This is a genomic window from Alsobacter soli, from assembly GCF_003004785.1.
Lineage (GTDB): Bacteria > Pseudomonadota > Alphaproteobacteria > Rhizobiales > Beijerinckiaceae > Alsobacter > Alsobacter soli.
On sequence record NZ_PVZS01000013.1, the window covers coordinates 12,070 to 38,364 of the forward strand.

Consider the following 26,295-nt stretch of genomic DNA (forward strand, 5'->3'; position numbering starts at 1 on the left):
AATCCGGACCCTCGCGAGCCGCCTGATCTCGCCGTCGCGGCCCGGGCGCCCTAGCTCCGGCAGCGGCTGCCTCGCCTTGACGTCTTGGCCGAAGGAAAATCGCCCATGAGCGCTCCTGCCTCCCTGTCTGCCGCCGGAAAGACCGTAGAGTTCCCCGTCAAATCCGGTTCGATCGGCCCGGACGTCATGGACATCAGCAAGCTGTATGCCCAGACCGGGATGTTCACCTACGATCCCGGTTTCACCTCCACGGCGAGCTGCGAGTCGAAGATCACCTATATCGACGGCGACGAGGGCGTGCTGCTGTATCGCGGCTACCCCATCGAGCAGCTGGCCGAGCACGGCGACTTTCTCGAGACCTGCTACCTGCTGCTCTACGGGGAGTTGCCCACCGCCGCCCAGAAGGCCGACTTCGACTACCGCGTCACGCGCCACACGATGGTGCACGAGCAGATGATGCGGTTCTTCCAGGGCTTCCGCCGGGATGCGCATCCGATGGCGGTGATGGTGGCGAGCGTGGGCGCGCTCTCGGCCTTCTACCACGACTCGACGGATATCTCCGACCCGCAGCAGCGCATGGTCGCCAGCATGCGCATGGTCGCCAAGATGCCGACCCTGGCGGCGATGGCCTACAAGTATTCCATCGGCCAGCCGTTCATCTATCCGCAGAACGACCTCGATTACACGTCGAATTTCCTGAAGATGTGCTTCGCCGTTCCGTGTGAGGACTACAAGGTCAATCCGGTGCTGTCGCGCGCCCTTGACCGCATCTTCATCCTGCATGCGGACCATGAGCAGAACGCCTCCACGTCGACGGTGCGGCTGGCCGGCTCTTCCGGGGCCAACCCGTTCGCCTGCATCGCGGCCGGCGTAGCCTGCCTGTGGGGCCCGGCGCATGGCGGCGCCAACGAGGCGGCGCTCAAGATGCTGGAGGAGATCGGCTCGGTGGAGCGCATCCCGCAGTTCATCGCCCGGGCCAAGGACAAGAACGATCCGTTCCGCCTCATGGGCTTCGGCCACCGGGTCTACAAGAACTACGACCCGCGCGCCAAGATCATGCAGAAGACGACGCACGAGGTGCTGAACGAGCTCGGCATCAAGGACGATCCGCTGCTGGACGTCGCCATCGAGCTCGAGCGCATCGCGCTGCACGACGAGTACTTCATCGAGAAGAAGCTATACCCGAACATCGACTTCTACTCGGGCATCACGCTCAAGGCGATGGGCTTCCCCACCTCCATGTTCACGGTGCTGTTCGCCGTGGCCCGCACGGTGGGCTGGATCGCCCAGTGGAAGGAGATGATCGAGGATCCGTCCCAGCGCATCGGCCGTCCGCGCCAGCTCTACACGGGAGCGCCCACGCGCGAGTACGTGTCGATCAACCAGCGCTGAGCCGAGGCTCGCGCCCGAACGCGAAAGGCCCCCGGCGACGGGGGCCTTTTTCATTTGTTTCCTCCCCGTCATGGCCGGGCTCGTCCCGGCCCTCCACGTCGCAGCCGTCCCGCGCGGATCCCCGGGACAAGCCCGGGGATGACGGCGAGAGGAGACCGGACGTTCGGGGCGGTCGCCGGCCCGTCAGAGATAGGTCGCGGCCGCTTCCGCCTCGAAGCGGCCGGGGGGCCCCTCCCAGGCGATGCGGGCGTGGTCGAGCACGTAGACCCGGTCCGCGTGCGGCAGCGCGAAGGTGACGTTCTGCTCTCCGAGCAGCACCGAGATCGGCGTGGTCGCGCGCAGTTTCTCCAGCGCCTTGGACAGCGTCTCGAGGATCACCGGGGCGAGACCCAGGGTGGGCTCGTCCAGGATCAGGAGGCGCGGCTTCATCATGAGCGCGCGGGCGATGGCGAGCATCTGCTGCTCGCCGCCGCTCAGGGTCCGCGACATCTGGGCGCGGCGGGCGCGCAGGATGGGGAAGAGCTCCAGAAGCCACTCAAGCCGCTCCTCGCGCTCCTTCGGCGGGAGGAAATGGCCGCCCAGGTCCAGGTTCTCGCGCACGCTCATGTCGCCGAAGAGTTCGCGCGTCTCGGGGCACTGGACGAGGCCTGTGCGGGCGATGGCCGCCGGGCTCAGGGCCTTGAGCGGTTTCCCCTCCCAGCGGATCTCCCCGGCATAGGGCACCAGGCCGGAGATGGCGTTGAACAGCGTCGTCTTGCCCGCGCCGTTGAGCCCCACCACCGACACGAACTCGCCCTCGTGGACGTGGATGGAGGCGCCCTGCAGGGCCTGGGCCTTGCCGTAGCTGACGCTCACATTGTCCACCTGCAGGACGGGCGTGACGTCCTTGAAGCTCGACTCCGGCCGCGCCACGGTCGTGATGGCGCCGCCGAGGTAGACCTTGCGCACGGTGGGATCGGCCATGACCTGGGCGGCGCTGCCCTCGGCGATCCGCTCGCCGAGGTACATGGCGAGCACGCGGTCGACGAGCGCGGAGACGCTCTTGACGTTGTGGTCCACGAGCAGAACCGCCCTGCCCTCCTCGCGGAACCCGCGGATCAGTTCGGAGAACTCACGGGTCTCGGAGGCGGTCAGGCCGGCGAAGGGCTCGTCGACCAGCACCAGCTTGGGGTGGCGGGCGATGGCCTTGGCGAGCTCCAGGCGGCGCAGGTCGGCGAAGGGGAGCGTCGGCGGCTTGCGTTCCATGACCTTGCCGAGGCCGACCCGCTCCGCGATGGCCCGCGCCTGGCCGTCCACGTGCGGGTCGGCGAAGAGCCGCAGCAGGCTGTCGGGCAGGAGGGCGACCTTGATGTTCTCCAGCACGGTCTGCCGGTGCAGCGGGCGCGAGTGCTGGAACACGAGGCCGACGCCCTTGCGGGCGACCTTGTGGGACGGCAGGCCGGCGATGTTCTCGCCGTCCAGCAGGATGGTCCCGGCGGTCGGACGCTCCACGCCCATGATCAGCTTCATGGCGGTGGACTTGCCGGAGCCGTTCGGGCCGATGAGGCCGAGGATCTCGCCGGGCCGGATGGAGAAGGACAGGTCCCGGACGGCGACAAGGCCGCCGAAGCGTTTGGTGAGGCCGGTCACATCGAGCATGACGTCGCTCCTCATGAACGGGCCTCCCCGCGCAGCATGCCCAGGAAGCCGTTGGGGAAGAACAGCACGACGGCCAGCGCCACAACGGAGACGATGGGCGTGGCGAGTTCGCCCAGCGGGCGCAGGATCTCGCCCATGCCGATCAGGAACACCGCGCCGATCGCGGCGCCCAGCACCGTGCGGCGGCCGCCGAGCACGGCGGCGATGATCACCTGCACGCCCACCGACACGTCGATGAAGGTGCCGACCGAGGCCGTCCCCATGTAGAACACCATCAGGGCGCCGGCGAGGCCGGAGAAGAAGGCGCTCACGATGAAGGCGGCCAGCTTATGCTTGGCCACATTGAAGCCCAGCGCCCCCGCCTGCACCTTGTCCTGCCCGCTGGCCTGCAGGATGAGGCCGATGGAGGAGCGCGACAGGCCGAACAGGATGGCGCCGCTGACCACCATGAAGCCGAGCGCGATCCAGTAGTTGGCCTTCTGGTCGATCGTGATGACGTCAGGCACCGAGAGGCCGATCTCGCCGCCGGTGAGGTCGGCGAAGACGACCACGAAGTTCTGCAGCATGAGCACCGCGACCAGCGTCGTGAGGCCGAAATAGGGGCCGCTGACGCGCAGCGCCGGCAAGGCCAGGACCACGCCGCCGATCACCGCCGCAAGAGCGCCGGCGATGATGCAGATCCAGATGGAGAGCCCCGGCGAGAACTGCTGGTCGAGGATGCCGGCCGTATAGGCGCCGAGGCCGATGAGGAAGGTGGGACCGAAGTTCACCTCGCCTGCGAAGCCGAACAGGAGATCCCACGACATGGCGAAGACGGCCGTGAAATAGGCCACCGTGAGCAGGCCGAGCACATAGCCGGAGGCGAATTGCGGCAGCACGGCCGCGCCGACGAGCACGGCCACGGTGAGCCAGAAGAGACGGGTCGAGAACAGGGAGCGCATCGGTCACCTCCGTCCGAAGAGCCCCTGCGGGCGCAGGTACATGACGGCGAGCAGCAGCAGCAGCGACGGAATGGTCCGGTAGGCCGGAGAGATCAGGTAGGCGGTGATCGTCTCCAGGTAGCCGACCACATAGGCGGCGATCAGGGAGCCCGAGACGCTGCCCAGCCCGCCCAGCACCACGATGGAGAAGGCGCTCGCCGTGAGCGGGCCGACGCTGTAGGAGCTCACGCCCAGGAACATGCCCAGCAGCACGCCGGCGATGCCGGCGAGCACGCCGTACACGGCCCAGACCGCAAGGTAGATGCTGGACAGCTCGAACCCGAGCAGGGTCACTCCCCGCGGGTTCATGGAGGCCGCGAGCACGGCCTTGCCGGCCTTTGTCTTGTTCACCAGCACCCAGAGCAGGCCGATCACGATCCAGCACACCGCGGCGGTGAAGTACTCGTTCGCGGGCGTGCGGACGCCCAGGACCGTCACAACGCCCTCGATGATGGGCAGCACGGTCTTGGCGTTGTTGGTGAAGAAGTAGGAGATGGCCTCCTGGATGATGATGCCCCAGAGCAGGGTCGCGGTGAGGATGAAGATCTCCTTCTCGCTCTCGGCGATCTGGCGCGAATGCTGGATCGGCCGCACGGCGATGAAGTAGGTGGCGAAGGACAGCACCAGGCTGGTGATGACGCCGATGAGCGTCGCGACGTAGCTGCCCACGTGGAGGTCGCCGGAGGCCGCCCAGGCGGCCACCGCCGCGGCGACCATGATCGCGCCGTGGGACAGGTTCAGCACGCCCGAGACGCCGAAGATGAGCGTGAAGCCGGTTGCGCCCAGGGCATAGAGGGCGCTGACGGCGAAGCCGTCGATGAGGATTTGCCAAAGGAGCATCAAGAAACCCCGAGTGGGACGGAAACCGCGCGCGAAAAGGAAAGGCCGCCCCGAAGGGCGGCCCGGATCACGGCATCACTTCTCAGAGGTCTTGATGAAGGACGGGAACTTCAGTTGGCCGTTGGCGACGTCCTTGGGCCACAGGTTCACCTGCTTGCCGTCCTGCCACTGGAGCATCAGGCCCGTGATGGCGCCCTTGCCGGTCTTCAGGCCGTGCACATGGGGGTCGCCCTTGGGCAGGAACTGGATGCGGCCGATCGTGCCGACCCAGTCGGTCTTCTCCAGCGCCTCGACCATCTTGTCGCTGTCGGTGGAGCCGGCCCGCTTCACCGCGTCGGCAATGTAGTAGACCTCGTCATAGGCGGTGTAGCCGGCGTAGGACGGGGTGTTGCCGTACTTCTTCTGGAACGCGTCCACAAAGGGCAGCGTCTTTTCGGTCACGGCGACTCCCGGTCCGGACACGGCGTTGTAGAGCACGCCTTCGGTCGCGCCGTTGGTGTCCTTCCAGAAGGTCGAGTTCGTGGCCTGGGAGGCGACGCCGAGCATCGGGATCGGGACCTGCTGGCTCTTCCACTGCACGGTGGGCTGGGTGCCGACATGGGAGATGCCGGTGATCATGACGTCCGGCTTCTGGCTCTCGATCTTGTTGAAGATCGGCGTGAAGTCGGTGGTGTCGGGCGAGAAGCGGATATGGTCGAGCACCTTGAGGCCGACCTCGGGCAGGCACTTCTCGTAACCGGCGTCGAGCGGCTTGGTCCAGGCGGCGTCCTCGCTCATGATCACGGCCGACTTCATCTTCAGGCCGTCCACCAGGAGGTCTTTCGCGGCGTCACACACAAGGCTGGCCAGGGCGCTGGACGTCAGGTAGCCGTGGAAGGTGTACTTGTTGTGCTCGTAGTCCTTGGCGATGTTCTCCGTGATCACGTCCGAGGCGGCGCCCGGCGTGATCATGATGGTCTTCAGGCGACCGGCCCACGGCTCGAGCGCCAGCACCACCTCCGAGATATAGCTCGCGATGACGGCGTTGACCTTGTCCTCGTTCACGGCCCGCTGGAAGGCGCGGATCGACTCCGCCGAGGACGAATGGTTGTCGTAGGTGACGATCTCGATCTTGCGGCCGTCGACACCGCCCTTGGCGTTGATCTCATCGGCTGCGAGCTGGGCCGCGAGCGGGATCGAGGATCCTGCGACGGCCTGGGCTTCGGCGATGACGCCGATCTTGATGGAGTCGGCGGCCTGCGCCGGAGCGACAGCCGCCGCTAGGCCTAGCGCGAAGACCGATGTCCTCGCTGCGACGCCCAGCCGCGCCCTCATTGGTTGGCAGATTGGCATGGTCCCTCCCCAGGGTTGTTGCTTGTTTTCGCGAACTTGCATGCATGGTGATGCTCTCGCGAACGCGATTGCAAGTTTCCAATGCAGCTTCGTCTCTGAACAGACCAAAAATCAATGTTGCTGTGCAGCAAATTGGGCGATGGCTCTCAATTTTTACTTTGCTACATTCATGACGCAATCGGTCGCTACGCAATCCCACCGACGCACTCGGTCAAGGCCGCAGGCCGGGAAAGCAGAGTTGAGATGCCAAGCCGAGCTTTAGCTTCCATTCTGCGTAGTGCGCCGGACTGGACCCTGTGGCCCACTGAGGTTACTTCAACGCCGCGACGCCTGGCGCGACCGGGCGATCTTTGGATGCGTATTCCCCCTTGCGACATCTTCGATCTGGATCAGCCGTGACCCCCATTTTGTCCCGTTTGCGCGATCGCGCTCGCCGCCGCCCCCTGCTGGCCGCGAGCCTCGCTGTTCTCTTCGCAACTGCAATCGTTGGGGCCGCCCTCGTGCTCGGCCGTCAGCCGGCGACCATGCCATACTCCGCTTTCGCCAAGGCGGCCGCCGCAGGCGACGTCGCCAAGGTGACGGTCGGCGACGGCCAGATGGAGGTTGTCCGCCGGTCGGGCGAGACGGCTCTGGTGCGGCTGCCCGGGGACGCGCTGGACGCAGCCTATCTGGACAAGCTGGCAGGGGCCGGGGTCGAGGTCGACATGACCCGCCCGTCGAGCGACCTGGTCGGCCTGCTGGGCGGCATCGCCTCCTTCGCCCTGATGGCCATCTTCGCGACCGTCATGGCGCTGCAACTCGACCTCCGCGGGCGCCTTGCGTGGCCTGCTGTGGCAACCGCGGTGCCAAACCGCTTCAGCGACGTCGCGGGTCTGGACGAGCCCAAGGCGGAGGTGGCGGAGATCGTCAGCTTCCTCAAGAATCCCGAGTCCTTCGCCCGGCTCGGCGCGCGACCGCCGCGAGGCGTCCTGATGGTGGGCCCGCCCGGCACGGGCAAGACGCTGCTGGCCCGGGCCCTCGCCGGCGAAGCCAACGTGTCCTTCATGGCCGTGTCGGGCAGCGACTTCTCGGCGGCCTTCGTGGGCGTGTCCAAGGGCCGCGTGGCGCGGCTGTTCCGGGAGGCGCGCAAGCGCGCGCCCTGCATCCTGTTCATTGACGAGCTCGACTCCATCGGCAAGAAGCGCGCCGCGGGCGCCTCTGCGGCGGACCGTGAGTACGACACCACGCTGAACCAGTTGCTCGTCGAAATGGACGGCTTCCAGGGCTCGGACGGCGTGATCGTGGTGGGCGCCACGAACCGCGTCGACGTGCTGGATTCGGCGCTGCTGCGCCCCGGCCGCTTCGACCGCCAGGTTCATGTGGGCCTGCCGGACGTCAACGGCCGCCAGGCGATCCTGGCCGTGCACACCGGCAAGACTCCGCTCGCCGATGACGTGGACCTGCGCATCATCGCGCGCGGCACCCCGGGCTTCTCGGGCGCCGAGCTCTCCAACCTCGTCAACGAGGCGGCCGTTCTCGCCGCCCGCGCGGGGGCGGCGCGGGTCACGGCCGCTCACTTCGACGGCGCCCGCAAGAAGATGATGATGGGCGTGGAGCGCCGGAGCCTGGCCCTGGACGACGACGAGCGCCGCCTGATCGCGGTGCACGAGGCCGGGCACGCGCTCTGCGCCACCCTGCTTCCTGCCGCGGACCGCGTGCACTCGGCGACCATCGTGCCCCATGGCGGCGCGCTCGGCATGGTGATGCGCCTGCCGGAAAAGGACCGGCTCTGCGTGCCGCTCGACAAGCTCAAGACCGATCTCGTGGTGGCCATGGGCGGCCGCGCGGCGGAAGAGACGGTGTTTGGGCCGGAGAAGATCACCACCGGCGCGTCCTCCGACATTTCCTTCGCCACGGACCTCGCCACCCGCATGGTGACCGAGTGGGGCATGAGCTCCCTGGGCCAGGTGAAGGTGACGCTGCGCGACGGCGAGCTGCCGCCCGCGGTGCGGGACGAGGTCCGGGCGATGGTGGAGCAGGCCTATCGCGCCGCGCGCCTGATCATGGACGATCGTCGGGACGCCCTGGACCGCTTGGCCGAAGCGCTCCTCGCCCACGAGACCCTGAACGCGACGGAGGTGACGGACATCATCGCCGGCCGCACCGATGCGGAAGCCCTGGCGCGCCACGCGGCGTGAATGCGCAAAACGTCCGGCATGGATGGCGATGGCCCGGGCATGCCCGGGCCATCTGTGTTTTCAGGCAGTCGCCTTCTTTCGGCTGGGCAGGAAGACGCGTTTTGAGAACTCGGCCGGGAACAACCAAGCCCGGCGTTACGGCCGATCGTCTTCCTCATCCTCAAGGCGGTCCAGCACCGCCTCAGGCGCGACATCGCGCTTCAACTCGCGCAGTTCCGGCTTTGCCGCCTCCTGCACACCCACCTTGGCGGCGATGGCGGCCGTCAGCTCCAGCAAGCGCGTGACCTCGTGTTCGGCGAGGAGATTGATCTGAAGGTCCAGATCCGCCCGCCGGTCCGCGGCCGCGGCCGCGCGGTTCTGGCTGATCAGCACGAAGGTCGACAGGAAGATCGCCTCGACTGAAGCCGCGGTGGCCAGAATTACGAAGGACGGGTCGAAGGCCTTCACGCCTGGGATGAGGCCGACGTTCCAGGAGATCCAGAGCAGCACGGCTGCGAGGTGGATGTAGACGAACGCCATGCTGCCGCTGAAGCGGGTAATGGCGGCGGCGATCTTCTCCTCGACAGTCGCTGATCGCTCCTCCCGCACCCGCCGCTCGCGCAGCGCTTCGATGTTCCGGTGCAGGACCGAGCTCAACCCTTCTGCGTCGGGTTGTGCGGACACCTCCTCGCGCATGAGTCACTGCGCCTTTCGCGCTGTCCGCTTCGGCGGCGCCGGCGCCCGGGCGGGGGCGGCGCGTTTCGCGGGTCGAGGTTTCGGGGGAGCCTTCGGCGCACGCTGCGGGGGGCGCGGCGCTTCGGGCTCCTGTCCCCAGACCGCGTCGGGTCGCCCTACCGGGCCCGGGTTCATGAAGGGCTTAGGCCCCCTGCCGCTGCCCGCGGCGATGTCGTCCAGGCTGCGACCGGACGCGACGGAACGGTCCTGGTCGAGAATGGCGGCGCCGTCGCCATCCCGGGCGAATTCATCGCGGTGCTTGATCAGCAGCCAGTTGGTGCGCTTGTCGCCCGGGCGGTTGCGCTTCATGCGCACCAGCACCCAGCCGCCCCGGAGCTTTTCGCCCTCGAGCCTGACCTTGAAGTCGCCTTTCGCGAAGGCCTCTTCCGGATCCTGGCCGCCGTCCGGCTCCCAGTAGCCGCGGTCCCAAAGCATGACCGTGCCACCGCCATACTCCCCTTCCGGGATGATTCCCTCGAAGTCGCCATAGTCGAGGGGGTGGTCTTCCACCTCCACGGCGAGGCGCTTGTCGTGTGGATCCAGCGAAGGACCTTTCGCCACGGCCCAGGATTTGAACACGCCATCGAGCTCCAGGCGAAAGTCGTAGTGGAGGCGCGAGGCGTCGTGCTTCTGCACGACGAACCGACGCCGCGGCGCCGGAGCGGGCTGGTGCTCGCCGCTGGGCTCGGCGGTCTTGGCGAAGTCGCGCTTGGCGCGGTAGGCGGAGAGCTTGTCGGCGGGCACGGTGGAGATCCCGGCTGGAGATGCTGGGAAACCGCCGCGACCGCGCCCGGTTCCGAACCGAACCTGCGGCGCATGTTCGCCCTTGGTGGAAGGACGCTGACCGTTGCGCAAACGCGCGCATCGCACGACATAGGGCGTGCATTATCGTTTCTCCTGCGTCGCTCAAGGCGCTTTGCCCAGGACCGCCCGTATGATCAACACCGTTTCCACCACGCCATTCGAGGGACAGAAGCCCGGCACCTCCGGGCTGCGCAAGAAGGTCTCGGTCTTCCAGCAGCCGCGCTATGTCGACAACTTCGTCCAGTCGATCATGGATTGCCTGGACGGGACGGAGGGCGCGACCCTGGTCGTCGGCGGCGACGGCCGCTTCTTCAACCGCGAGGCGATCCAGATCGTGATCCGCATGGCGGCGGCCAAGGGCTTCGGGCGCATTGTGGTCGGGCGCGGCGGCATCCTGTCTACGCCGGCGGCGTCCAACCTGATCCGCAAGCTGAAGGCGTTCGGCGGGATCGTGCTGTCGGCGAGCCACAATCCGGGCGGGCCTGAAGGCGACTTCGGCATCAAGTACAACGTGGGCAACGGTGGGCCAGCGCCCGAAAAGGTGACAGACGCCATCTACGCCCGGACGCAGACGGTGGACCGCCTCGCCTATGAGGACGCGCCGGACGTGGACCTCGACCGGATCGGCGAAACGCAGGTGGGCGGCGCCACGGTGGCTGTGATCGACCCGGTCGCCGACTACCAGGCCCTCATGGAGACGCTGTTCGACTTCGATCGCATTCGCGCGCTGTTCGCCTCCGGCTTCCGCATGCGCTTCGACGCCATGTCGGCTGTCACGGGCCCCTACGCCAAGGCGATCCTGGAAGGCGCGCTGGGCGCGCCGGCGGGGACGGTCGTGAACGGGACGCCGCTGCCCGACTTCGGCGGGCATCACCCCGATCCCAACCTGGTGCACGCCAAGGAGCTGTACGACCTCGCCATGTCGGCCGACGCGCCGGACCTGTGCGCGGCCTCCGACGGTGACGGCGACCGCAACCTCATCATCGGCAAGGGGCTGTCCGTGACCCCCTCAGACAGCCTCGCCGTGCTGGCCGCCAACGCGCATCTCGCCAAGGGCTACGCCCAGGGGATCAGCGGTGTTGCGCGCTCCATGCCGACGAGCGCCGCGGCGGACCGCGTGGCTGCGGCGAAGGGCATCAACATCTTCGAGACGCCCACGGGCTGGAAGTTCTTCGGCAACCTCCTGGACGCGGGGCTCGTGACGATCTGCGGCGAGGAGAGCGCCGGGACAGGCTCCAACCACGTGCGGGAGAAGGACGGGCTCTGGGCCGTGCTGCTGTGGCTCGACATCCTGGCGGCCCGGCGGGAGAGCGTGGCGCAGATCGTGCGCGAGCACTGGGCGACCTATGGCCGCAACTACTACTCTCGCCACGACTACGAGGAGGTCGCCTCCGAGGGCGCGAACGCCCTCATGGCCGGGCTGCGGGGCGCCCTGCCCGCCCTCAAGGGAAAACGCTTCGGCGCGCTGGAGGTCGCGAATGCGGACGACTTCGCCTACCACGACCCCGTGGACGGATCGGACTCGAAGAACCAGGGCGTCCGGATCCTGTTCGCGGACGGCTCGCGGCTGATCTACCGCCTGTCGGGCACAGGCACTGCCGGCGCCACGCTGCGGGTGTATATCGACCGCTACGTCGCCGATCCGGCCCAGCACGGGCTCGACACCCAGGACGCGCTGGCGGACCTGATTGCGCTGTCGCGCGACCTCGCCGGCATCGCGCGCCACACGGGCCGGACAGAGCCGAGCGTCATCACCTGACCTGCGAAAGCCCCTCGCAGCCGCTCGTTTCAAGTCATGCCCGGGCTACGGCCCGGGCATCTCCGTTGATGGCCCCCCAGAGAACGGCTACTCGACTGTTGCACGTGGTATTTGCGGCGCTCGTTAGTCCTCTTCGCACCTGCGGCAAGCAAAGCCTAGACCATTGCCACATCCAGGAACAAACAGCCCAATTCCGCCACGATCTAGACCTATCCGCCTAATAGATCTCCCTCACGATGTTGTGTCTGATCCGTTCGGATCCTCAGGGAGCATCTGCGCAACGGAGGGGCGATCCTTTGATGGCTGGACGGAACGGCCGCCGCAAGACGGCCGCCAAGGCGCGTTTTGCGCATTTCACCGCTTTCATCGCCGGACTGGCCGCGATCCTCGCGACCCAGGAGGGCCCGCCCGCGATGGCCTATGGCGACGACCGGTCGCTCACCTTCTTCCACACCCACCGCGGCGACACGATCACGGTCGCCTACAAGAAGGGCGGCCTGTTCGACGAGGACGGGCTGAACCAGCTCAACCATTTCCTTCGCGATTGGCGCAACGACCAGGAGACGCGGATGGACCCGCGCCTGTTCGACGTCGTGTGGGAAGCCTACCACGACAGCGGCTCGCAGGCGCCCATCCAGATCATCTCGGCCTATCGGTCGCCCGTGACGAACGCCATGCTGCATCGCCGTTCGCGCGCCGTCGCCGAGCACAGCCAGCACATGCTGGGCAAGGCCATGGACATCCGTCTGGCCGACGTGGACACCGCGCGGCTGCGGGCCACCGCCATGAGGCTGCAACACGGCGGCGTGGGCTACTACAGCACGGAGAAGTTCGTGCATGTGGACACCGGCAGCATCCGGGCCTGGCCGCGGATGACGCAGGACCAGCTCGCCAAGCTGTTCCCGGACGGCAAGACCGTCCATCTGCCCTCCAGCGGCAAGCCTTTGCCCGGCTACCAGGACGCCAAGGCCACCCTGCTGGCGCGCGGCGAAACCGTCGAAGGCGTCACGACCGTGGTCGCGCAGGCGCCGATCGGTCGGAAGAGCTTCTTCGCGGCGCTGTTCGGGTCGAAGCAGCAGGACCAGCCGGCGACGACAACCCTGGCCTCGGCCGATCCGTCCGCCATGGCCTACGCCGCGGAGGCAGACGCGCCGGCCGACTCGACGCCGCTTCCGCTAAAGCGCCCGCCCAACCTTCCGGGAGCCACCCTGAGCGCCCCGGCGAAGCCCGTGGACACGGCGGCGCTCGCCACCGTGCTGGCGGGCGTGCTCAGCCGCGAGGCGGGCTGGGACATGGCCGGCGACCAGCGAGCGGCGGTGCAGGCGCTCTTCGCCGTGCGCATCAAGCCTGAGGCGCCGACCCAAGTCCGCATAGCAGAGGCGTCCGTCAAAGCGGCTCCCGCCCCGGCCGTCGCCGGAATGGCGGTCGCCCCCGCACAGGTGATCGACGTCCGGTTCACCGCGGGGCCTGCGACGGACCTGGCTGTCTCCAGGTTCACCGGTCCGGCCGTACAGGGACTTCGCCTCGCGCTGCTCGATCCCGGCAAGGCCTCCGGGAACGCCCGCTTGGCATCGGCGCAGCCGAACTGAGACGAGGTTCGGCGCGGTTGCGCCGAACCAATCCTTCATTTCCGAACAACGCAGTCTTCCTATTTCGCCTGTTTGTACGTCTTTGGACGGATTGAGATCGCCAATTTAGGGCCAGATTGCAAACTGGCAATGTTTGCGGAAGTTCTCAAGGATGGCCTCCGAACCGTTCTTGAGTGAATTCTGCAATGTGGTCACCCCCGTCCGCTCCGGCCCTGGCGCGAATCCGATCGCCGCAATCGGCCCCGGACATATTCGCCGCGAGTGGAACGCGCGCCGCGCCATCTCACCTGGTCGCCCGCCCCAATCGCTATTCGCCCGCGGAATGGGACGCCTTCGCCCAAGCCTGCGGCGCATCGTTCCGGGGCGCCTATGCCGCTGCCTTCTGGTGGCGTTTCGATCACCAGCCTGGCGGCCGCATCAAACGCATGGAGGTGGTTGTTCAGAACGGCCCTGAGCAGCGCAGGATCGCGCAATTCGCCGTCAGCGCGCGGAATGGCGAAGCAGCCTTCCTGGACACCCTGCAGGTTCTTCCCCCCTACCGTCATCTCTGGGCCGAGGCCATGGAGGCGGCTCTCCGCGCGCTCGGACCAGGACTCTTCCACTACGGATCCGACTGGTCGCTCGACAACGTGCGTGCGCCCCTGGTCGACGGCATCCCCGGGGCCCGCGTGATCAGTCGGCGACAGAGCTGGCTGGACGTTATTGATTTCCGCCGCTGGACCGAATGGCGCGCCTATCTTTCGGCGATCAGCACCAACGTCCTCCGCAACGACAGGAAGTGTGCGCATCACCATCCCAGACTGCGCATCGAAACGCGCAATGGGGCGTCAGCCCTGACCTGCGCGCCGAGGCTGAACCTGATGCGCTGGCGCATGTACCGCGAGAAGGGCGTCGCCGTTTCCCCTCTGAAGCTGGTTCTTCGCTCGGCGGCTCGCACGTGGTGCCTGCGACAATATGCAATGACCGCCCTGGCGATCAGCGAGGCTGGCCCGCTCAGCGCCTACGCCGGAATCGACTTCGGGCGGACCAGCTTCTACCTCGAAGGCGCGTCGACCCGAAACAACGGCGGGGCCGCCTGGCGCCTGCTGCTGGCCATGGTTCAAGCCGCCTTCGAGCGCACCGAGGGACAGGGCCTTTTCGTGCTCGGGCCGAGCGTGGGATCCGAGCCGCCCTGGGACGGCCTGGCCCGCTCGCGCCGCCAACTCCGTGCGACAGCGGTGGAAGGCTGCTGCTTCAGCTTCCGCTACGAGAGCCCGTCCTAGCTCATGCAGGGCAGCCGCCCGCCAACGGCCCTTGACCGTCCTTCCTCGCCCGCCTTGGATGCGCCCGCCGGCGCACAGCTCCGGCTCCGAACCGGATTCGGCACAAGAAGAAGATGCGAGGACAATGCCCATGACTGACGACATCACGCAGCGGCTGTCGGCCTGCTATACCGGCGTGATCCATGACGTGATGCGAGCCATGGGGCTCAAGGACTTCACGCTCCCGCCGGAACTGCGCCCCAATTTCCCCGAGCGCACTCTCGCAGGGCCCGCCTTCACCATCGACGGCCGGGTGGATCCCAACGCGGATCCGCACGAGACCCTGCTGGCTTGGACCGGGTTGCTTTCCAAAGCCAAGCCCGGCCACATCTGGGTGTCACAGCCCAATGACCGTGTTGTCGCCCATATGGGCGAATTGTCGGCGGAGACGCTGAAGAACAAGGGCGTGCTCGGCTGCATCGCAGATGGCTACGTGCGCGACACGAATTTCCTGCTGGCCATGGAATTCCAGACCTGGTCGCGCGGCCACACGCCGCGAGACATCGTTGGCTACTGGCTGCCCAGGGCGTTCGAAGTCGACATCCGGATCGGGGACGTCGTGATCGCGCCCGGCGACTACATGATAGGCGATCGCGATGGCCTCATTCGCGTGCCCCAGGCCCGCGTCGAGGAGATCATCGGCGCGGCGGAAACGGCCATCGCGACAGAGAACAAGGTCCGCACCGCCATTCTGGCGGGCGTGGACCCTCAGGAGGCATACATCCGCTACGGCAAGTTCTGATGATGCTGGCGGCCGGCGTCATCGTCGGCCGCCTTTACGACCGATTGCGCCACTCCGCCAAGCTTTGGGGACGCTGCAGGCGTTCAGCTGGCCTCTGCCCGATGCCCGCCAACTTCGCGCGACCGAGAGCGGGTCGCTATCGGCTTTGAATCCATGAAGAGCCGGGCTCGGGACGTCAGGCCATAAGCAATGCGACCATGTGGCCCGGCCTCGCCATGGACGGGCTTCAGCAAGTCATTCACAAGAAGCAGCTTGAGGTCTGCTGAGAGTGGGGCTTGAGGAGAGGCCAGGTCTATTTCCAGGCGCCCCTCGTTATCACATAATTCAGCTACGCGTCGCAGGACACGAACAAGCATACTTTGCCCCCATGCTGGACCGTACAAATGTAAACTGTTCATGACGGCCTGGCATTCCAAATACAACGAGTATTCTGTCGGCCGATGCAGGAATGATACACGCGCAGATCAGTGTGTCCATGCGAAATGAACGCTGCGTTGCAGCAGAATCCTTACAGAACAGCAACTCGATGATTTGCAATAAGCGAGCAGGACACTTGGCAATCCGCTTTGCCAGGAAGCGTTCGCTAAAGCCCACAAAAGCCATGTCGGCATCAGCAACGCGAGCGATATGCTTCCGCAACTTCGGTCAGCGCCTTTGGTGAGAAGTCGAGGAAACGAGATGCCCTAACCTCGGTCCACGCGCACGAGGCGATAAGGGCGAGCGGCCCGCCGCCCAGCGGCACGCGGCAGCATCGCGTGGGCCTGCTCAGGCGTCGGCGGGAACCGGGCAGAACGTGGCCTGCAGCACTTCCATGACCTTGACGACCCGCTGGTCGGCCAGCGCATACCAGATCGTCTGACCCTCTCGACGCGTCTTCACCAGTCCATCTTTGCGCAGCAGGGCGAGATGCTGCGACACGACGCTCTGGCGCACGCCCAAAAGGTCCGCCAACTCCCCCACGGACGCCTCGCGGCCGGTGATGGCGCACAAGATGCGCAATCTCACCGGACTGGCGAGCGATTTGAGGAATTCGCTGGCCTCGTCAGCGGCGGCGGAAAGGGTCGCGATGTCGATGTTCATGCAGTGAGAGAGCCGGGACGTCATCGCGTCCTGAACCAGACGCTCTCTGTCTGTAACCTTTTGCGAGCACAAAGTCATGTCGGCGACATGCGCGTCCAGGCGACTTTCGTCCGACAATGTCCCAACCTTGAAACGGCCCGCGCAGAGCACGGGCCGTCGGCGCAATGCTGCGTCAGCGTTTGTCGCCGCCCTTGCCCACCGTATGCGTATGGTGGTGGATGTTTCCCTGCGCGTCCCGGTATTCACGGGACTTCAGGTCGGACGACTCGCTCGATCCGCGGGAGGAATGGCTCGAAGACTGGGGGCCGCTGGCCTTGGACCCGCCGCTGGCGTGCGAGCTATGCGACCCGCCCTTGTTATCCTTGGTGTGCGAGTAAGGCTCCTGCGTGCTCTTGTGCGGATGCTTGCCGGCGCCTTGCTGTCCACTGTTGGCCATGATGGGGCTCCTCTTTCTGCTGGCGCGACGCCGGACGCGTGAACCCGCGCCGCGGACCGGACCAACGGGCCGGGGAGCCCGATGTTCCGGCGTGCGACAGGGCGACACGGCCAGCTCGAACGCGACCTGATGCAGCGCGAAGGGGCGGCTCAGGCCGGTTTCGAAGACAGCGGATCGAGGCTTGCTGGCGGCACGCTGTCGTCGGGGACGAAGAAGTCGACGAAGAGGCGCTGGGTCGGATCCACCCGGTAGTGGTCGAACTCCGTCACGCCCTCGCCGGCCAGGAACGTGTCGTCGATCAGGAACTGGCCCGTGAACTCCCGCGCAGGCTTCTCGAAGATACGGTAGGCCGCATCGGCCACGATCTCAGGCGTGCGGCTGGCGCGCATGAGGCTGTCGCCGCCCAGCAGGTTCTTGACGGCGGCGGTCGCGATGGTGGTGCGCGGCCAGAGCGCATTCACGGCGATGCCTTGCTGCCTTAACTCGCCCGCCAGCCCCAGCACGCAGAGGCTCATGCCGAACTTGGCCATGGTGTAGGCAAGGTGCGGGGCGAACCACTTCTCCTTCATGTCGAGCGGCGGCGAAAGCATGAGGATGTGCGGATTGGCCGCCTTCGCCAGGTGCGGGATGGCGTATTTGGACACCATGAACGTGCCGCGCGTGTTGATCTGGTGCATCAGATCGAAGCGCTTCATGTCGGTCTGGGTGGTAGGCGTGAGCTGGATGGCCGACGCATTGTTGACGACGATGTCGATGCCGCCAAACGCCTCGGCCGTGCGGGTGATCGCCTCCTGCACGCTGGCCTCTTCCCTGACATCCACCACCAGCGGCAGGGCCTTCCCGCCGGCCTGCTCGATCGCGTCCGCCGCCGTATAGATGGTGCCCTCCAGCTTGGGATGAGGCTCCGTCGTCTTCGCCGCTATGGCGATGTTGGCGCCATCAGCGGCTGCCTTGAGCGCAATGGCGAGGCCTATGCCACGCGACGCCCCCGTGATGAACAATGTCTTTCCCGCCAACGACATCTGGCCCTCCCCTCCCATCTTGATTCAAACGGCGTGGCTCGCCGGATCGTAGCGCGGCGGCTGCCCGCCCTCCGCGTCCGTGAAGCCGTATCGACGCGCCAGGTCGGCCACGAACAGAGAGGCCCCGTTCAGGGCCCGGATCTCGGGATCAGCGGCCAACGAGGCCACGGCGCGGCCCGCATAGAGCGGGCTTTCGCCCGACTGGGCGGCCAGACCCGCCTCGATCACCCGCTCCGTGCGGACGAAGCCTGGCGACAGATGGACGGCCGTGACCCCATGCGGCCCGAGGTCGGCGGCCATGAGTTGCGTCGCGCGCAGCACGGCGGCCTTGCCGAGGTCGAAGTAGAGATCGCCCAAAGGCGCCCCACCGCCATCGAAGCCCATGGCGACGACCAGTCCCGAACCAGTCGGGACCATCAGGGGCGCGAAGGCGCGGGTCGTGGCCAGGAGCGCGTAGGCTCCGGTGGCGAGCGCGGGCTCGAAGGGCGCCAGCGAGCGCTGGAAGAAAGGCGCGCCGAAGACCGAGCCGTCCGAATAGCGACGGCCGTCAAAGCCCTCTTCGCCGCCCCAGACGGCGCAGGCGACCAGCGCCGGCGGGCCGAAGCGGCGCGCCACATAGGCTGCGAAGTCGTAGAGCGCTTTCGGGTCGGTGTGGTCGCAGACGTAGGGAAAGCCGCGACCACCGGCCTCCTCCACGGCCTCAGCCGTGTCCTCCACAGTTTCGCGCCGGCCCTCCGTCCGGCGCCCGAAGCGGGTGGAACGGGCGCTGCAGATCACCGTGGCGCCCGCTTCCGCCAGACCCAGTGCGATCCCGCGCCCCACGCCGCGGGACGCCCCCGCAACGATGCAGAGGCGACCGGCGAGCGGTCGGGGCGGCTCGCTCACGCGGCGAAGACCAGGGCGCCGTCCTCGACCGCGCCCGCGCCGTCCACCACTGCGCGCTCCAGGGCTGGCGCTTCCGTGGCGACCTGCTCGGCGAAGAAGCGGGCCGTCGCCACGCGAGCCGCCTGGGCATGCTCATCGCCATTCTCGGCGCCGACCAGGCCCTTTTGCGCAAGCGAGGTCCCGCCCAGGGCCAGGCCGAAGAGCTTGAGGTAGTCCGTCGCGCCTGCGAGCGCCTCGCCGGGCCGGGCGCCCAGGGCCTCCAGCATAAAAGAGGTGGCGCGCTCGAGGCTGTCGACCGCCTCGCGCAGGCGCTCGGCGGTCTTGCCGAAGGCGGGCGCGTTGGAAGCCGCTACTTTCGCCACGACGTCGCGCATTTCGGCGATCACGCCGCGCACCGTCTCGCCGCCCGAGAGCGGCAGCTTGCGCTGGACCAGGTCGATGGCCTGGATGCCATTGGTGCCCTCGTAGATGGTCGCGATGCGCGCATCGCGCAGGTGCTGGGCGGCGCCGGTCTCCTCCACGAAGCCCATGCCGCCATGCACCTGGACGCCCATGGAGGCGACCTCCACGCCGATATCGGTGGAATAGGCCTTCGCGATGGGGGTCAGCAGCGCCGCGCGCTCGGACGCGGCCTTCCTGGCTGCATCCGTCGTCGCCCGATGGGCGCGGTCGAGGCCTTCAGCCACCTTGTAGCAGATGGCGCGTGAAGCCTGCGTCTGGGCGCGCATGCGCAGGAGCATGCGGCGCACGTCCGGATGTTCCGCGATGGGGCTCATGCCCTCGCCCGTCCAGCCGGGGGCGCGCCCCTGCTTGCGCTCCTTCGCGTAGGCCAAGGCATGCTGGTAGGCCCGCTCCGCGATGGCGACGCCCTGCAGGCCCACGTTCAGGCGCGCGTTGTTCATCATGGTGAACATGCAGGCGAGGCCGCGGTTCTCCTCGCCGATGAGCCAGCCGACGGCCCCGCCGTTGTCGCCGTACACCATGGTGCAAGTGGGCGACGCGTGGATTCCGAGCTTGTGCTCGATGGAGTGACAGCGCACGTCGTTGGGGGCTCCCAGGGAGCCGTCCTGGTTCACCAGGATCTTGGGGACCAGGAACAGGGAGATGCCGCGGGTTCCGGGGGGCGCGTCAGGCAGGCGCGCCAGCACGAGGTGGACGATGTTGTCCGTGAGGTCGTGGTCGCCGTAAGTGATGAAGATTTTCTGGCCGAAGATGCGGTAGGTCCCGTCCGGCGCGCGCTCCGCCTTGGCGCGCAGGGCGTTCAGGTCGGACCCGGCCTGCGGCTCGGTGAGGTTCATGGTGCCCATCCACTCGCCGGAGACGAGCTTGGCGAGGTAGGTCTCCTTCAGGCGCTCCGAACCGTGCGTGGTCAGCGCCTCGATGGCGCCGGCCGTGAGCAGCGGGCCGAGCGCGAAGGCGAAGGAGGCCGAGTTCCACATCTCGACGCAGGCCGCCTGGACCAGCTGCGGCAAGCCCTGGCCGCCGAACTCCGGATCCGCGGTCAGGCCGTTCCAGCCGGCCTCGGCCCAGGCCATGTAAGCCTCGCGCCAACCGGGCGGCGTCGTCACGCGGCCGTTCTCCAGGCGCGAGCCGATCTTGTCGCCAACCGTGTTGAGGGGGGCGATGACATCGTTGGCGAACTTGCCCGCTTCCTCCAGGATCGCGCCCGCCATGCCGCCCTCGAGCTCGGGCGCGAGGCCATCGGCCGAGAGGCGGTCCAGGCCGGCCACGTGGCGGAGCGTGAACAGCATGTCCTCGACAGGGGCGCGGTAGGTCATCGATCAGTTCTCCATGCGCGGAAGCGGGCTCGGAACGCCACGCGTTGGCGCGCATCATAGTGTGCGTGCTAAGCGAAGCCGACTGAGAAATCTGGCGCATTGACCGCGCCTGCCGGAGCATAGTTTAGACGTGAACGATCAGGGATCAAGCCGCCGTGCGACGGTCCGCATCGCGCCCGACGTGGCCGGACTCGAAGAGGCCGCCGCCATCCTGCGTGCGGGCGGGCTCGTCGCTTTCCCGACGGAGACGGTCTACGGCCTCGGCGCGGACGCCACAAACGGCGAAGCGGTCGCGGGAATCTACGCGGCCAAGGAGCGGCCCAGCTTCAATCCCCTGATCGCGCATGTGCCGGACCTCGCCGCGGCGCAGCGCCAAGGCGTCTTCAACGAAGCCGCGCTCGCGCTCGCCCAGGCGTTCTGGCCAGGGCCGCTGACGCTGGTGGTTCCGAAAGCGGTGGGGTGCGCCGTGTCGGATCTCGCCACCGCCGGGTTGGACAGCGTGGCGCTGCGCGTGCCTGCCCATCCGGTGGCGCATGCGCTCCTGGAGAAGGTCGGCCGGCCCGTATCCGCACCCTCCGCCAACCGCTCGGGGCGCGTCAGCCCGACCGCGCCAGAGCATGTGCTTGGCGACCTCGACGGGCGAATTGACGCGGTGGTCATGGCCGGGCCGACGGCCGTCGGCGTCGAATCGACCATCGTGTCGTGCCTGGGCGAGCAGCCGGCCCTGCTGCGTCCCGGCGGCGTGGCGCGCCAGGACCTTGAGCGCGTCCTGGGGCAGCCCCTGGCCGAAGCGCCCCACCATGGTGGCGAGCAGCGAGGAGACGCGCCGCTGGCGCCGGGGATGCTGGCGTCCCACTACGCCCCGAACGCAGGCGTGCGGCTCGACGCATCGCATGTGGAGCCGGGCGAGGCTGCGCTGTTGTTCGGAAGCAGCCCTGTCGAGGGGATCGAGGCGGCCCGCAAGGCGCTGAACCTGAGCCCCTCCGGGGACCTGGCGGAAGCCGCCGCGAACCTCTTCGCCATGATGCGGCGACTGGACGAGAGCGGCGCCCCCACGATGGCGGTGGCGCCAATTCCGGAATGGGGACTGGGGGAAGCGATCAACGATCGGTTGCGTCGCGCCGCGGCGCCGCGGGGCTGATCGTCAGAGCCCAACCGCGGACATGCGCTTGCCGGTCTCCGAGCAGCGGCCTGTCACCAGGGCGAGCAATCTCCCGCCGAGGCCATGGCCGGCGCAAGCTCCGGCCTGACTCGCGCCGGATCGGGATGCGCGGCGCCCGCCGGCGGCCCGTCCGAGAGCGCCGTCAGCCGGCGCGAACGTCGCAGTTTGATTTCTCGTTTTTGTCATTGAGTCTGTCCAAAGCATAAGCCGCCCCGACAGGATCGGGACGGCTTTCATGCTGCTCCATATAGCTCAGGCGGGCTGGGCGGCAAGCCTCGCGGAGCGCGGCAGCGTGGTGGGGCGGAGCGCCAGGGCGCCGTCGCCGCCAAGGACGATCGTGAGGCCGGCGATCACGAGGAACGCCGGGTACTCCCACCCGCCGTTCGCGGCGGTGAAGAGCCAGCCGTTGCCCGCATGGACCGAGAGCGCGCCGAGCAGGACCGGGGTGAGCACGAGCGCCACGGCCCGGGAATAGACGCCCAGGATCAGCGCCACGCCGCCAAAGGTCTCAAGCAGGATGACCGGAAGGGCCATGAACGACGGCATGCCGACCTGGGCCAGAAAGCCGGCGAAGCCGGGAACCGTGAACACGAAGACCTTCAGGGCGGCGTGGGCGATGAACATGACGCCGAGCGCGAGGCGCAGCAGCAACAGGGCGTAGGGGGCGGTGCGGGTGTCGACCATCGGGGTGATCCTTCGGGGTCTGCCCGGAGCGGCCGGGCGGCTTGCGATGGCGAGATCCTGCTCTTCTCTTTTCCGCAAATCCATGAGACAAGCAGAAAGAAATACTTTGCAGGGGCGCAATGTGAGCTCGATCCCGTGGGATGACTTCCGCCTGGTCAAGGCCATCGCGGACACCCGCTCGCTGACCGGGGCGGCCGAGGCCTTGGGCGTGAATCACTCCACGGTCTTCCGCAGACTGGCGGAAATCGAAAAGCGGGTTGGCCTGTCCCTGTTCGAGCGGCATCGCACCGGCTACGGCCTGACCCCAGCCGGCGAGGAGATGGCGGCCCTCGCCGAGCGCATGGACCGGGACGTCACCGCCTTCTCCCGCAAGCTGGCCGGGCAGGCCCTGACGCCCTCGGGCGAGGTGAGGGTCACGACGAACGATACGCTGCTGGTGCACCTGCTGATGCCGGTAATCGCGCAGTTCCGGCGCAACTACCCCGACATCCGCGTCGACATGGTGCTATCCAACCAGGCCCTGAACCTCTCCAAGCGCGACGCCGACATCGCGGTGCGGGCCACGGACAGCCCGCCGGAGACGTTGGTCGGACGCCGGGCGGCGAGCATCGTTTGGGCGGTCTACGGGAGGCGCGTCGATTTTCCTGAGGCGACGCCGGCCGAGCCCATCGACGAGGAGCAACTCTACGACCGCTACTGGGTCTCGCTCGGCGACCAGTTCGGGCATCTGAAGGCGGCGCGCTACGTCCGCGACCACGTGCCGGCCGAGCGGGTGGCGATCAAGATCAACACGGTGCTCGGGCTCACGGAGGCGGTGGCCGAGGGCATCGGCGTGGGGCCCCTGCCCTGCTTCATCGCCGACCGGAGGCCAGACCTCGTGCGCCTCACCATGCTCAACCCGGATTTCTCAGCGGGCCTTTGGCTGCTCACCCACCCGGACCTTCGCGCTTCCCCGAGGGTGCGCGCCTTCCTGGACACCGCCGCCGCGGAGATCGTCAAAATGCGCGCATTGCTGGAAGGGGACCGCCCCTGGGTTGGTTGAGCGGCGTCCGTCTCAAGCTTAGCCTCAGCTTTCGCAGGCGACTGAGGCTAGCTCATGAAACTCCCGTTTTGGATTCCCGCTTTTCTCGGCTTGGCCGCTTGCAACACGGTAGGCTCTGGCGCGATCCCGAAGGCCATTCCCGAGGGCGTCCCTCGAAAAATCAATACTTACTACTCCATTAACCAAGATTGCACAGCCGATCCGGGGATCTTGGGACGGGTTGTAGTGGCGCCGGAGAACGGCCGAGTAAGCTTCCGTCCTGGAGCGGACTACCCATCCTATCCGCGCACAAACTCCCGCTATCGGTGCAATCTGAAAAAGGCGCCATCGGTGCAGCTTTGGTATACGCCGAATCCCGGTTTCCGGGGGTCGGACTCGACTATCGTCGAGGCGCTTTACCCGGACGGCACCGTGATCAAGCGCACCTTCACGATCGACGTGCGCTGAACACTATCCCTCGAGCGGCTCTGTCCTGACGATCTCGATGCCGAAGCCGGCGAGCCCGACGTAGGATCGCGGGGTGGAGGACAGGTTCACGATGGAGCTGACGTCGAGGTCGCGCAGGATCTGCGCGCCGAGGCCCACTTCGCGCCATTGGCGCTGGCGGGCGGCCTCGGAGGGCGACAGGTCGGTTTCGAGTTCCTGGAGCGGCACGCCGGCAGTGCCGTCGCGCAGGTAGACCAGGACGCCCCGGCCGGCCTGCTTGAACCGCTGCAAGGCGCCGTGGATCGCCTTGCCCCCGCCGAAGGTGTCCGCAATGACATTGGCGCGGTGCAGGCGCGTGGTCATGTTGCGGCCATCTCCAATAGGGCCATACACGAAGGCGAAGTGGTGCACGGGGTCGTAGGGCGTGACGTAGGCGTAGCCGGTCAGTTCTCCGATCTCGGTCTTGACCGGGAACGTCGCCACACGCTCCACCAGCTTCTCGCGGCCCTGGCGGTAGGCGATCATGTCCGCCACAGAGATGCGCTTGAGCTTGTGCTGCTCGGCGAAGGCCTCGATCTGCGGGCCGCGCATCACGGTGCCGTCATCATTGGCGAGTTCACAGATGACGCCAACCGGGGGTAGCCCGGCGAGCTTGCAGAGATCCACCGCGGCTTCCGTATGGCCCGAGCGCATGAGCACGCCGCCGTCCTTTGCGATCAACGGAAATACGTGGCCGGGGCGGACGAAATCGGCCGGACCCATGTTGCCGTTGGCGAGGGCGCGGACGGTGTTGGACCGCTGCTCGGCCGAGATGCCGGTTGTGAGGCCGTGGCGGACGTCGACGGTCACCGTGAAGGCGGTGCCCAGCGGCGCGTCGTTGCTGGCGACCATCGGGGCGAGATTGAGCCGGCGCGCCTCGTCGCTGGTCAGCGGAGCGCAGACGATGCCGCAGGTGTTGCGGATGATGAAGGCCATCTTCTCCGGCGTGCACAGAGAGGCGGCGCAGATCAGGTCGCCCTCGTTCTCACGGTCGTCGTCGTCCGTGACGATGACGATTTCGCCGCGCGCGAGCGCCTCGATGGCTTCTGTGACCGAATGGGACATGGCGCGCTCCTGGGAAGAGGCGGTCGGCAGGACCGTGGGCAGGTCGATGAAGTCGTTGGGGGTCACCGCGCCCCGGGTGGCGCGGGAAATGAGCTCGGCCGTTTCGCGCGACATCCAGGCGGCGTCATTGTTGCAGAGCTGGGTCACTGCAGCGGGCGAAACGCCGATTCGCTGCGCAAACACGTTGCGGGGGACGCCCTGGGCACGGAGCCAGTCTGCCAGCTTCATTCCTTCCATCTAGCCCGAGCGGGAATTCAGCGCTACTGAATTCGATGCAAATTAAGCTTTGCTGAAATCAGGCCAACGTCGGCCAGTGCCCGGTCTCTCCAACCTGTCCGCGGTGCCGCAGGAACTGGTCCGCGATTACGCAGGCCACCATAGCCTCGCCGACTGGCACAGCACGGATTCCGACGCACGGGTCATGCCGCCCCTTGGTGATGAGGTCCGTCTCCCCTCCCCGACGGTCGACGGTCAGTCGGGGCGTGAGGATCGAAGAGGTGGGCTTGACGGCGAAGCGGGCGATGACGGCCTGTCCTGTTGAGATGCCGCCCAGAACGCCGCCTGCGTGGTTCGACAGGAACAACGGCTTGCCGTCATTGCCATGGCGCATCTCGTCTGCGTTCTGCTCGCCTGTCAGTTCGGCCGCGCCGAAGCCGGCGCCGATCTCCACGCCCTTTACGGCGTTGATGCTCATCAGCGCGCTGGCGAGTTCGGAATCGAGCTTGCCGTAGATGGGCGCGCCGAGACCCGGCGGGACGCCCTCGGCCACCACCTCAATCACGGCGCCGATGGAGGATCCGGATTTCCGGATGCCATCGAGGTAGTCTGCGAAGAAGGCCGCAGCCTTGGCGTCAGGACAGAAGAATGGGTTGCGGGCGACCTCGTCCCAATCCCAGTTGTTCCGGTCGATCTTGTGTGGCCCCATCTGAACCAGGGCGCCACGGACCACGAGCCCGGGAACCACCTTGCGGGCCACCGCGCCGGCGGCCACGCGGGCTGCGGTTTCGCGGGCCGAGGAGCGGCCGCCGCCACGATAGTCGCGGATGCCGTATTTCACGTCATAGGTAAAGTCGGCGTGGCCCGGCCGGTACTTGTCCTTGATGTCCCCGTAGTCCTTGGAGCGCTGGTCCACGTTCTCGATCACCAGCGCGATCGGCGTGCCGGTGGTGACCTGGCGCCCGTTTTCATCCGCGAAGACGCCGGACAGGATCTTCACCTGGTCCGGCTCCTGGCGCTGGGTGGTGTAGCGCGACTGGCCGGGGCGGCGACGGTCGAGGTCCGCCTGGATCTCCTCCACGCTCAGCGGGATGCGCGGGGGGCAGCCGTCGATAACGCAGCCGAGCGCCGGCCCGTGGCTTTCGCCGAAGGTCGTCACGCGGAAGAGATGGCCGAAGGTGTTGTGCGACAT

At 67.3% G+C, this 26,295-nt stretch carries 21 protein-coding genes and 1 pseudogene; 8 read left to right on the top strand and 14 right to left on the bottom strand.

The window, feature by feature from the left end; genetic code table 11:
* Positions 1-105: 105 nt before the first annotated feature.
* A complete protein-coding gene (gltA, locus tag SLNSH_RS13170) occupies positions 106-1,392 on the top strand; it encodes a citrate synthase (protein WP_106337470.1) in 1,287 nt (428 codons plus the stop codon).
* 183 nt (positions 1,393-1,575) lie between these two features.
* Here gltA and SLNSH_RS13175 read toward each other — a convergent pair whose 3' ends face one another.
* The 4 genes from SLNSH_RS13175 to SLNSH_RS13190 form a co-directional block, all read right to left on the bottom strand.
* A complete protein-coding gene (locus tag SLNSH_RS13175) occupies positions 1,576-3,045 on the bottom strand; it encodes an ATP-binding cassette domain-containing protein (protein WP_106337471.1) in 1,470 nt (489 codons plus the stop codon).
* Positions 3,042-3,971, bottom strand: a complete 930-nt coding sequence (locus SLNSH_RS13180) for a branched-chain amino acid ABC transporter permease (protein ID WP_106337472.1) — start codon at positions 3,969-3,971, stop codon at positions 3,042-3,044. Before SLNSH_RS13180 ends, SLNSH_RS13175 begins: the two co-directional genes overlap by 4 nt.
* 3 nt (positions 3,972-3,974) lie before the next feature.
* The gene (locus tag SLNSH_RS13185) at positions 3,975-4,850 is read right to left on the bottom strand and encodes a branched-chain amino acid ABC transporter permease (protein ID WP_106337473.1); all 876 of its coding nucleotides are present in this window, start codon (positions 4,848-4,850) and stop codon (positions 3,975-3,977) included.
* A 75-nt stretch (positions 4,851-4,925) separates the two neighbouring features.
* Complete coding sequence (locus SLNSH_RS13190) at positions 4,926-6,164, bottom strand: ABC transporter substrate-binding protein (protein ID WP_106337474.1); 1,239 nt, start codon at positions 6,162-6,164, stop codon at positions 4,926-4,928.
* A 542-nt stretch (positions 6,165-6,706) separates the two neighbouring features.
* Between SLNSH_RS13190 and SLNSH_RS13195 the strand changes: the two genes are divergently transcribed.
* Positions 6,707-8,359, top strand: a complete 1,653-nt coding sequence (locus SLNSH_RS13195) for an ATP-dependent metallopeptidase FtsH/Yme1/Tma family protein (protein WP_106337584.1) — start codon at positions 6,707-6,709, stop codon at positions 8,357-8,359.
* A gap of 135 nt (positions 8,360-8,494) precedes the next feature.
* Here SLNSH_RS13195 and SLNSH_RS13200 read toward each other — a convergent pair whose 3' ends face one another.
* Entirely contained in the window at positions 8,495-9,034 is a 540-nt protein-coding gene (locus SLNSH_RS13200; protein WP_106337475.1) for a DUF1003 domain-containing protein, read from the bottom strand.
* 33 nt (positions 9,035-9,067) lie between these two features.
* Positions 9,068-9,817, bottom strand: a pseudogene (locus SLNSH_RS13205) (DNA polymerase ligase N-terminal domain-containing protein); the annotation flags it as partial.
* Positions 9,818-10,007: 190 nt separating this feature from the next.
* On the opposite strand from SLNSH_RS13205, the gene SLNSH_RS13210 reads away from it, so the two are divergent.
* The 4 genes from SLNSH_RS13210 to SLNSH_RS13225 all read left to right on the top strand — a co-directional run bounded on the left by SLNSH_RS13210 (position 10,008) and on the right by SLNSH_RS13225 (position 15,268).
* Complete coding sequence (locus SLNSH_RS13210; protein WP_106337477.1) at positions 10,008-11,636, top strand: alpha-D-glucose phosphate-specific phosphoglucomutase; 1,629 nt, start codon at positions 10,008-10,010, stop codon at positions 11,634-11,636.
* A gap of 299 nt (positions 11,637-11,935) precedes the next feature.
* A complete protein-coding gene (locus SLNSH_RS13215) occupies positions 11,936-13,225 on the top strand; it encodes a peptidoglycan L,D-endopeptidase MepK (RefSeq protein ID WP_245422335.1) in 1,290 nt (429 codons plus the stop codon).
* A 425-nt stretch (positions 13,226-13,650) separates the two neighbouring features.
* A complete protein-coding gene (locus SLNSH_RS13220) occupies positions 13,651-14,487 on the top strand; it encodes a hypothetical protein (protein WP_146140256.1) in 837 nt (278 codons plus the stop codon).
* A gap of 130 nt (positions 14,488-14,617) precedes the next feature.
* A complete protein-coding gene (locus tag SLNSH_RS13225; protein WP_106337480.1) occupies positions 14,618-15,268 on the top strand; it encodes an RraA family protein in 651 nt (216 codons plus the stop codon).
* A gap of 765 nt (positions 15,269-16,033) precedes the next feature.
* Here the strand turns inward: SLNSH_RS13225 and SLNSH_RS13230 are convergent.
* From SLNSH_RS13230 to SLNSH_RS13250, 5 genes are all read right to left on the bottom strand, one after another.
* Positions 16,034-16,348, bottom strand: a complete 315-nt coding sequence (locus SLNSH_RS13230) for an ArsR/SmtB family transcription factor (protein ID WP_106337481.1) — start codon at positions 16,346-16,348, stop codon at positions 16,034-16,036.
* A 172-nt stretch (positions 16,349-16,520) separates the two neighbouring features.
* A complete protein-coding gene (locus SLNSH_RS13235; RefSeq protein ID WP_106337482.1) occupies positions 16,521-16,784 on the bottom strand; it encodes a hypothetical protein in 264 nt (87 codons plus the stop codon).
* A 149-nt stretch (positions 16,785-16,933) separates the two neighbouring features.
* The gene (locus SLNSH_RS13240) at positions 16,934-17,806 is read right to left on the bottom strand and encodes an SDR family oxidoreductase (RefSeq protein ID WP_106337483.1); all 873 of its coding nucleotides are present in this window, start codon (positions 17,804-17,806) and stop codon (positions 16,934-16,936) included.
* Between the two features lie 24 nt (positions 17,807-17,830).
* Positions 17,831-18,691, bottom strand: coding sequence for an SDR family oxidoreductase (locus SLNSH_RS13245; protein ID WP_106337484.1), 861 nt, complete (start codon positions 18,689-18,691; stop codon positions 17,831-17,833).
* Entirely contained in the window at positions 18,688-20,469 is a 1,782-nt protein-coding gene (locus SLNSH_RS13250; protein WP_106337485.1) for an acyl-CoA dehydrogenase, read from the bottom strand. Before SLNSH_RS13250 ends, SLNSH_RS13245 begins: the two co-directional genes overlap by 4 nt.
* 130 nt (positions 20,470-20,599) lie before the next feature.
* Between SLNSH_RS13250 and SLNSH_RS13255 the strand changes: the two genes are divergently transcribed.
* Entirely contained in the window at positions 20,600-21,610 is a 1,011-nt protein-coding gene (locus tag SLNSH_RS13255; RefSeq protein ID WP_106337486.1) for an L-threonylcarbamoyladenylate synthase, read from the top strand.
* Between the two features lie 273 nt (positions 21,611-21,883).
* Here SLNSH_RS13255 and SLNSH_RS13260 read toward each other — a convergent pair whose 3' ends face one another.
* Positions 21,884-22,315: a DoxX family protein gene (locus tag SLNSH_RS13260; protein WP_106337487.1), complete on the bottom strand. Its 432-nt coding sequence runs from the start codon at positions 22,313-22,315 to the stop codon at positions 21,884-21,886.
* 82 nt (positions 22,316-22,397) lie between these two features.
* Between SLNSH_RS13260 and SLNSH_RS13265 the strand changes: the two genes are divergently transcribed.
* Positions 22,398-23,357 carry a LysR family transcriptional regulator gene (locus SLNSH_RS13265; RefSeq protein WP_106337488.1) on the top strand — a complete coding sequence of 320 codons (960 nt, stop codon included), beginning with the start codon at positions 22,398-22,400 and terminating at the stop codon, positions 23,355-23,357.
* Positions 23,358-23,807: 450 nt separating this feature from the next.
* On the opposite strand, the gene ribB is transcribed toward SLNSH_RS13265, so the two are convergent.
* Together ribB and aroC are read right to left on the bottom strand one after the other, a co-directional pair.
* On the bottom strand, positions 23,808-25,115 hold the full coding sequence (gene ribB, locus SLNSH_RS13270) for a 3,4-dihydroxy-2-butanone-4-phosphate synthase (RefSeq protein WP_196240257.1): 1,308 nt from the start codon (positions 25,113-25,115) through the stop codon (positions 23,808-23,810).
* A 67-nt stretch (positions 25,116-25,182) separates the two neighbouring features.
* Positions 25,183-26,295, bottom strand: coding sequence for a chorismate synthase (aroC, locus tag SLNSH_RS13275; RefSeq protein ID WP_106337489.1), 1,113 nt, complete (start codon positions 26,293-26,295; stop codon positions 25,183-25,185).

Excerpts from the sequence above, each read along its gene's own strand:
- gltA (WP_106337470.1), top strand. The coding sequence starts at position 106 with ATGAGCGCTCCTGCCTCCCTGTCTGCCGCCGGAAAGACCGTAGAGTTC.
- SLNSH_RS13175 (WP_106337471.1), bottom strand. The coding sequence starts at position 3,045 with ATGAGGAGCGACGTCATGCTCGATGTGACCGGCCTCACCAAACGCTTC.
- SLNSH_RS13180 (WP_106337472.1), bottom strand. The coding sequence starts at position 3,971 with ATGCGCTCCCTGTTCTCGACCCGTCTCTTCTGGCTCACCGTGGCCGTG.
- SLNSH_RS13185 (WP_106337473.1), bottom strand. The coding sequence starts at position 4,850 with ATGCTCCTTTGGCAAATCCTCATCGACGGCTTCGCCGTCAGCGCCCTC.
- SLNSH_RS13190 (WP_106337474.1), bottom strand. The coding sequence starts at position 6,164 with ATGAGGGCGCGGCTGGGCGTCGCAGCGAGGACATCGGTCTTCGCGCTA.
- SLNSH_RS13195 (WP_106337584.1), top strand. The coding sequence starts at position 6,707 with ATGCCATACTCCGCTTTCGCCAAGGCGGCCGCCGCAGGCGACGTCGCC.
- SLNSH_RS13200 (WP_106337475.1), bottom strand. The coding sequence starts at position 9,034 with ATGCGCGAGGAGGTGTCCGCACAACCCGACGCAGAAGGGTTGAGCTCG.
- SLNSH_RS13210 (WP_106337477.1), top strand. The coding sequence starts at position 10,008 with ATGATCAACACCGTTTCCACCACGCCATTCGAGGGACAGAAGCCCGGC.
- SLNSH_RS13215 (WP_245422335.1), top strand. The coding sequence starts at position 11,936 with ATGGCTGGACGGAACGGCCGCCGCAAGACGGCCGCCAAGGCGCGTTTT.
- SLNSH_RS13220 (WP_146140256.1), top strand. The coding sequence starts at position 13,651 with ATGGAGGTGGTTGTTCAGAACGGCCCTGAGCAGCGCAGGATCGCGCAA.
- SLNSH_RS13225 (WP_106337480.1), top strand. The coding sequence starts at position 14,618 with ATGACTGACGACATCACGCAGCGGCTGTCGGCCTGCTATACCGGCGTG.
- SLNSH_RS13230 (WP_106337481.1), bottom strand. The coding sequence starts at position 16,348 with ATGAACATCGACATCGCGACCCTTTCCGCCGCCGCTGACGAGGCCAGC.
- SLNSH_RS13235 (WP_106337482.1), bottom strand. The coding sequence starts at position 16,784 with ATGGCCAACAGTGGACAGCAAGGCGCCGGCAAGCATCCGCACAAGAGC.
- SLNSH_RS13240 (WP_106337483.1), bottom strand. The coding sequence starts at position 17,806 with ATGTCGTTGGCGGGAAAGACATTGTTCATCACGGGGGCGTCGCGTGGC.
- SLNSH_RS13250 (WP_106337485.1), bottom strand. The coding sequence starts at position 20,469 with ATGACCTACCGCGCCCCTGTCGAGGACATGCTGTTCACGCTCCGCCAC.
- SLNSH_RS13260 (WP_106337487.1), bottom strand. The coding sequence starts at position 22,315 with ATGGTCGACACCCGCACCGCCCCCTACGCCCTGTTGCTGCTGCGCCTC.
- SLNSH_RS13265 (WP_106337488.1), top strand. The coding sequence starts at position 22,398 with ATGAGACAAGCAGAAAGAAATACTTTGCAGGGGCGCAATGTGAGCTCG.
- ribB (WP_196240257.1), bottom strand. The coding sequence starts at position 25,115 with ATGAAGCTGGCAGACTGGCTCCGTGCCCAGGGCGTCCCCCGCAACGTG.
- aroC (WP_106337489.1), bottom strand. The coding sequence starts at position 26,295 with ATGTCGCACAACACCTTCGGCCATCTCTTCCGCGTGACGACCTTCGGC.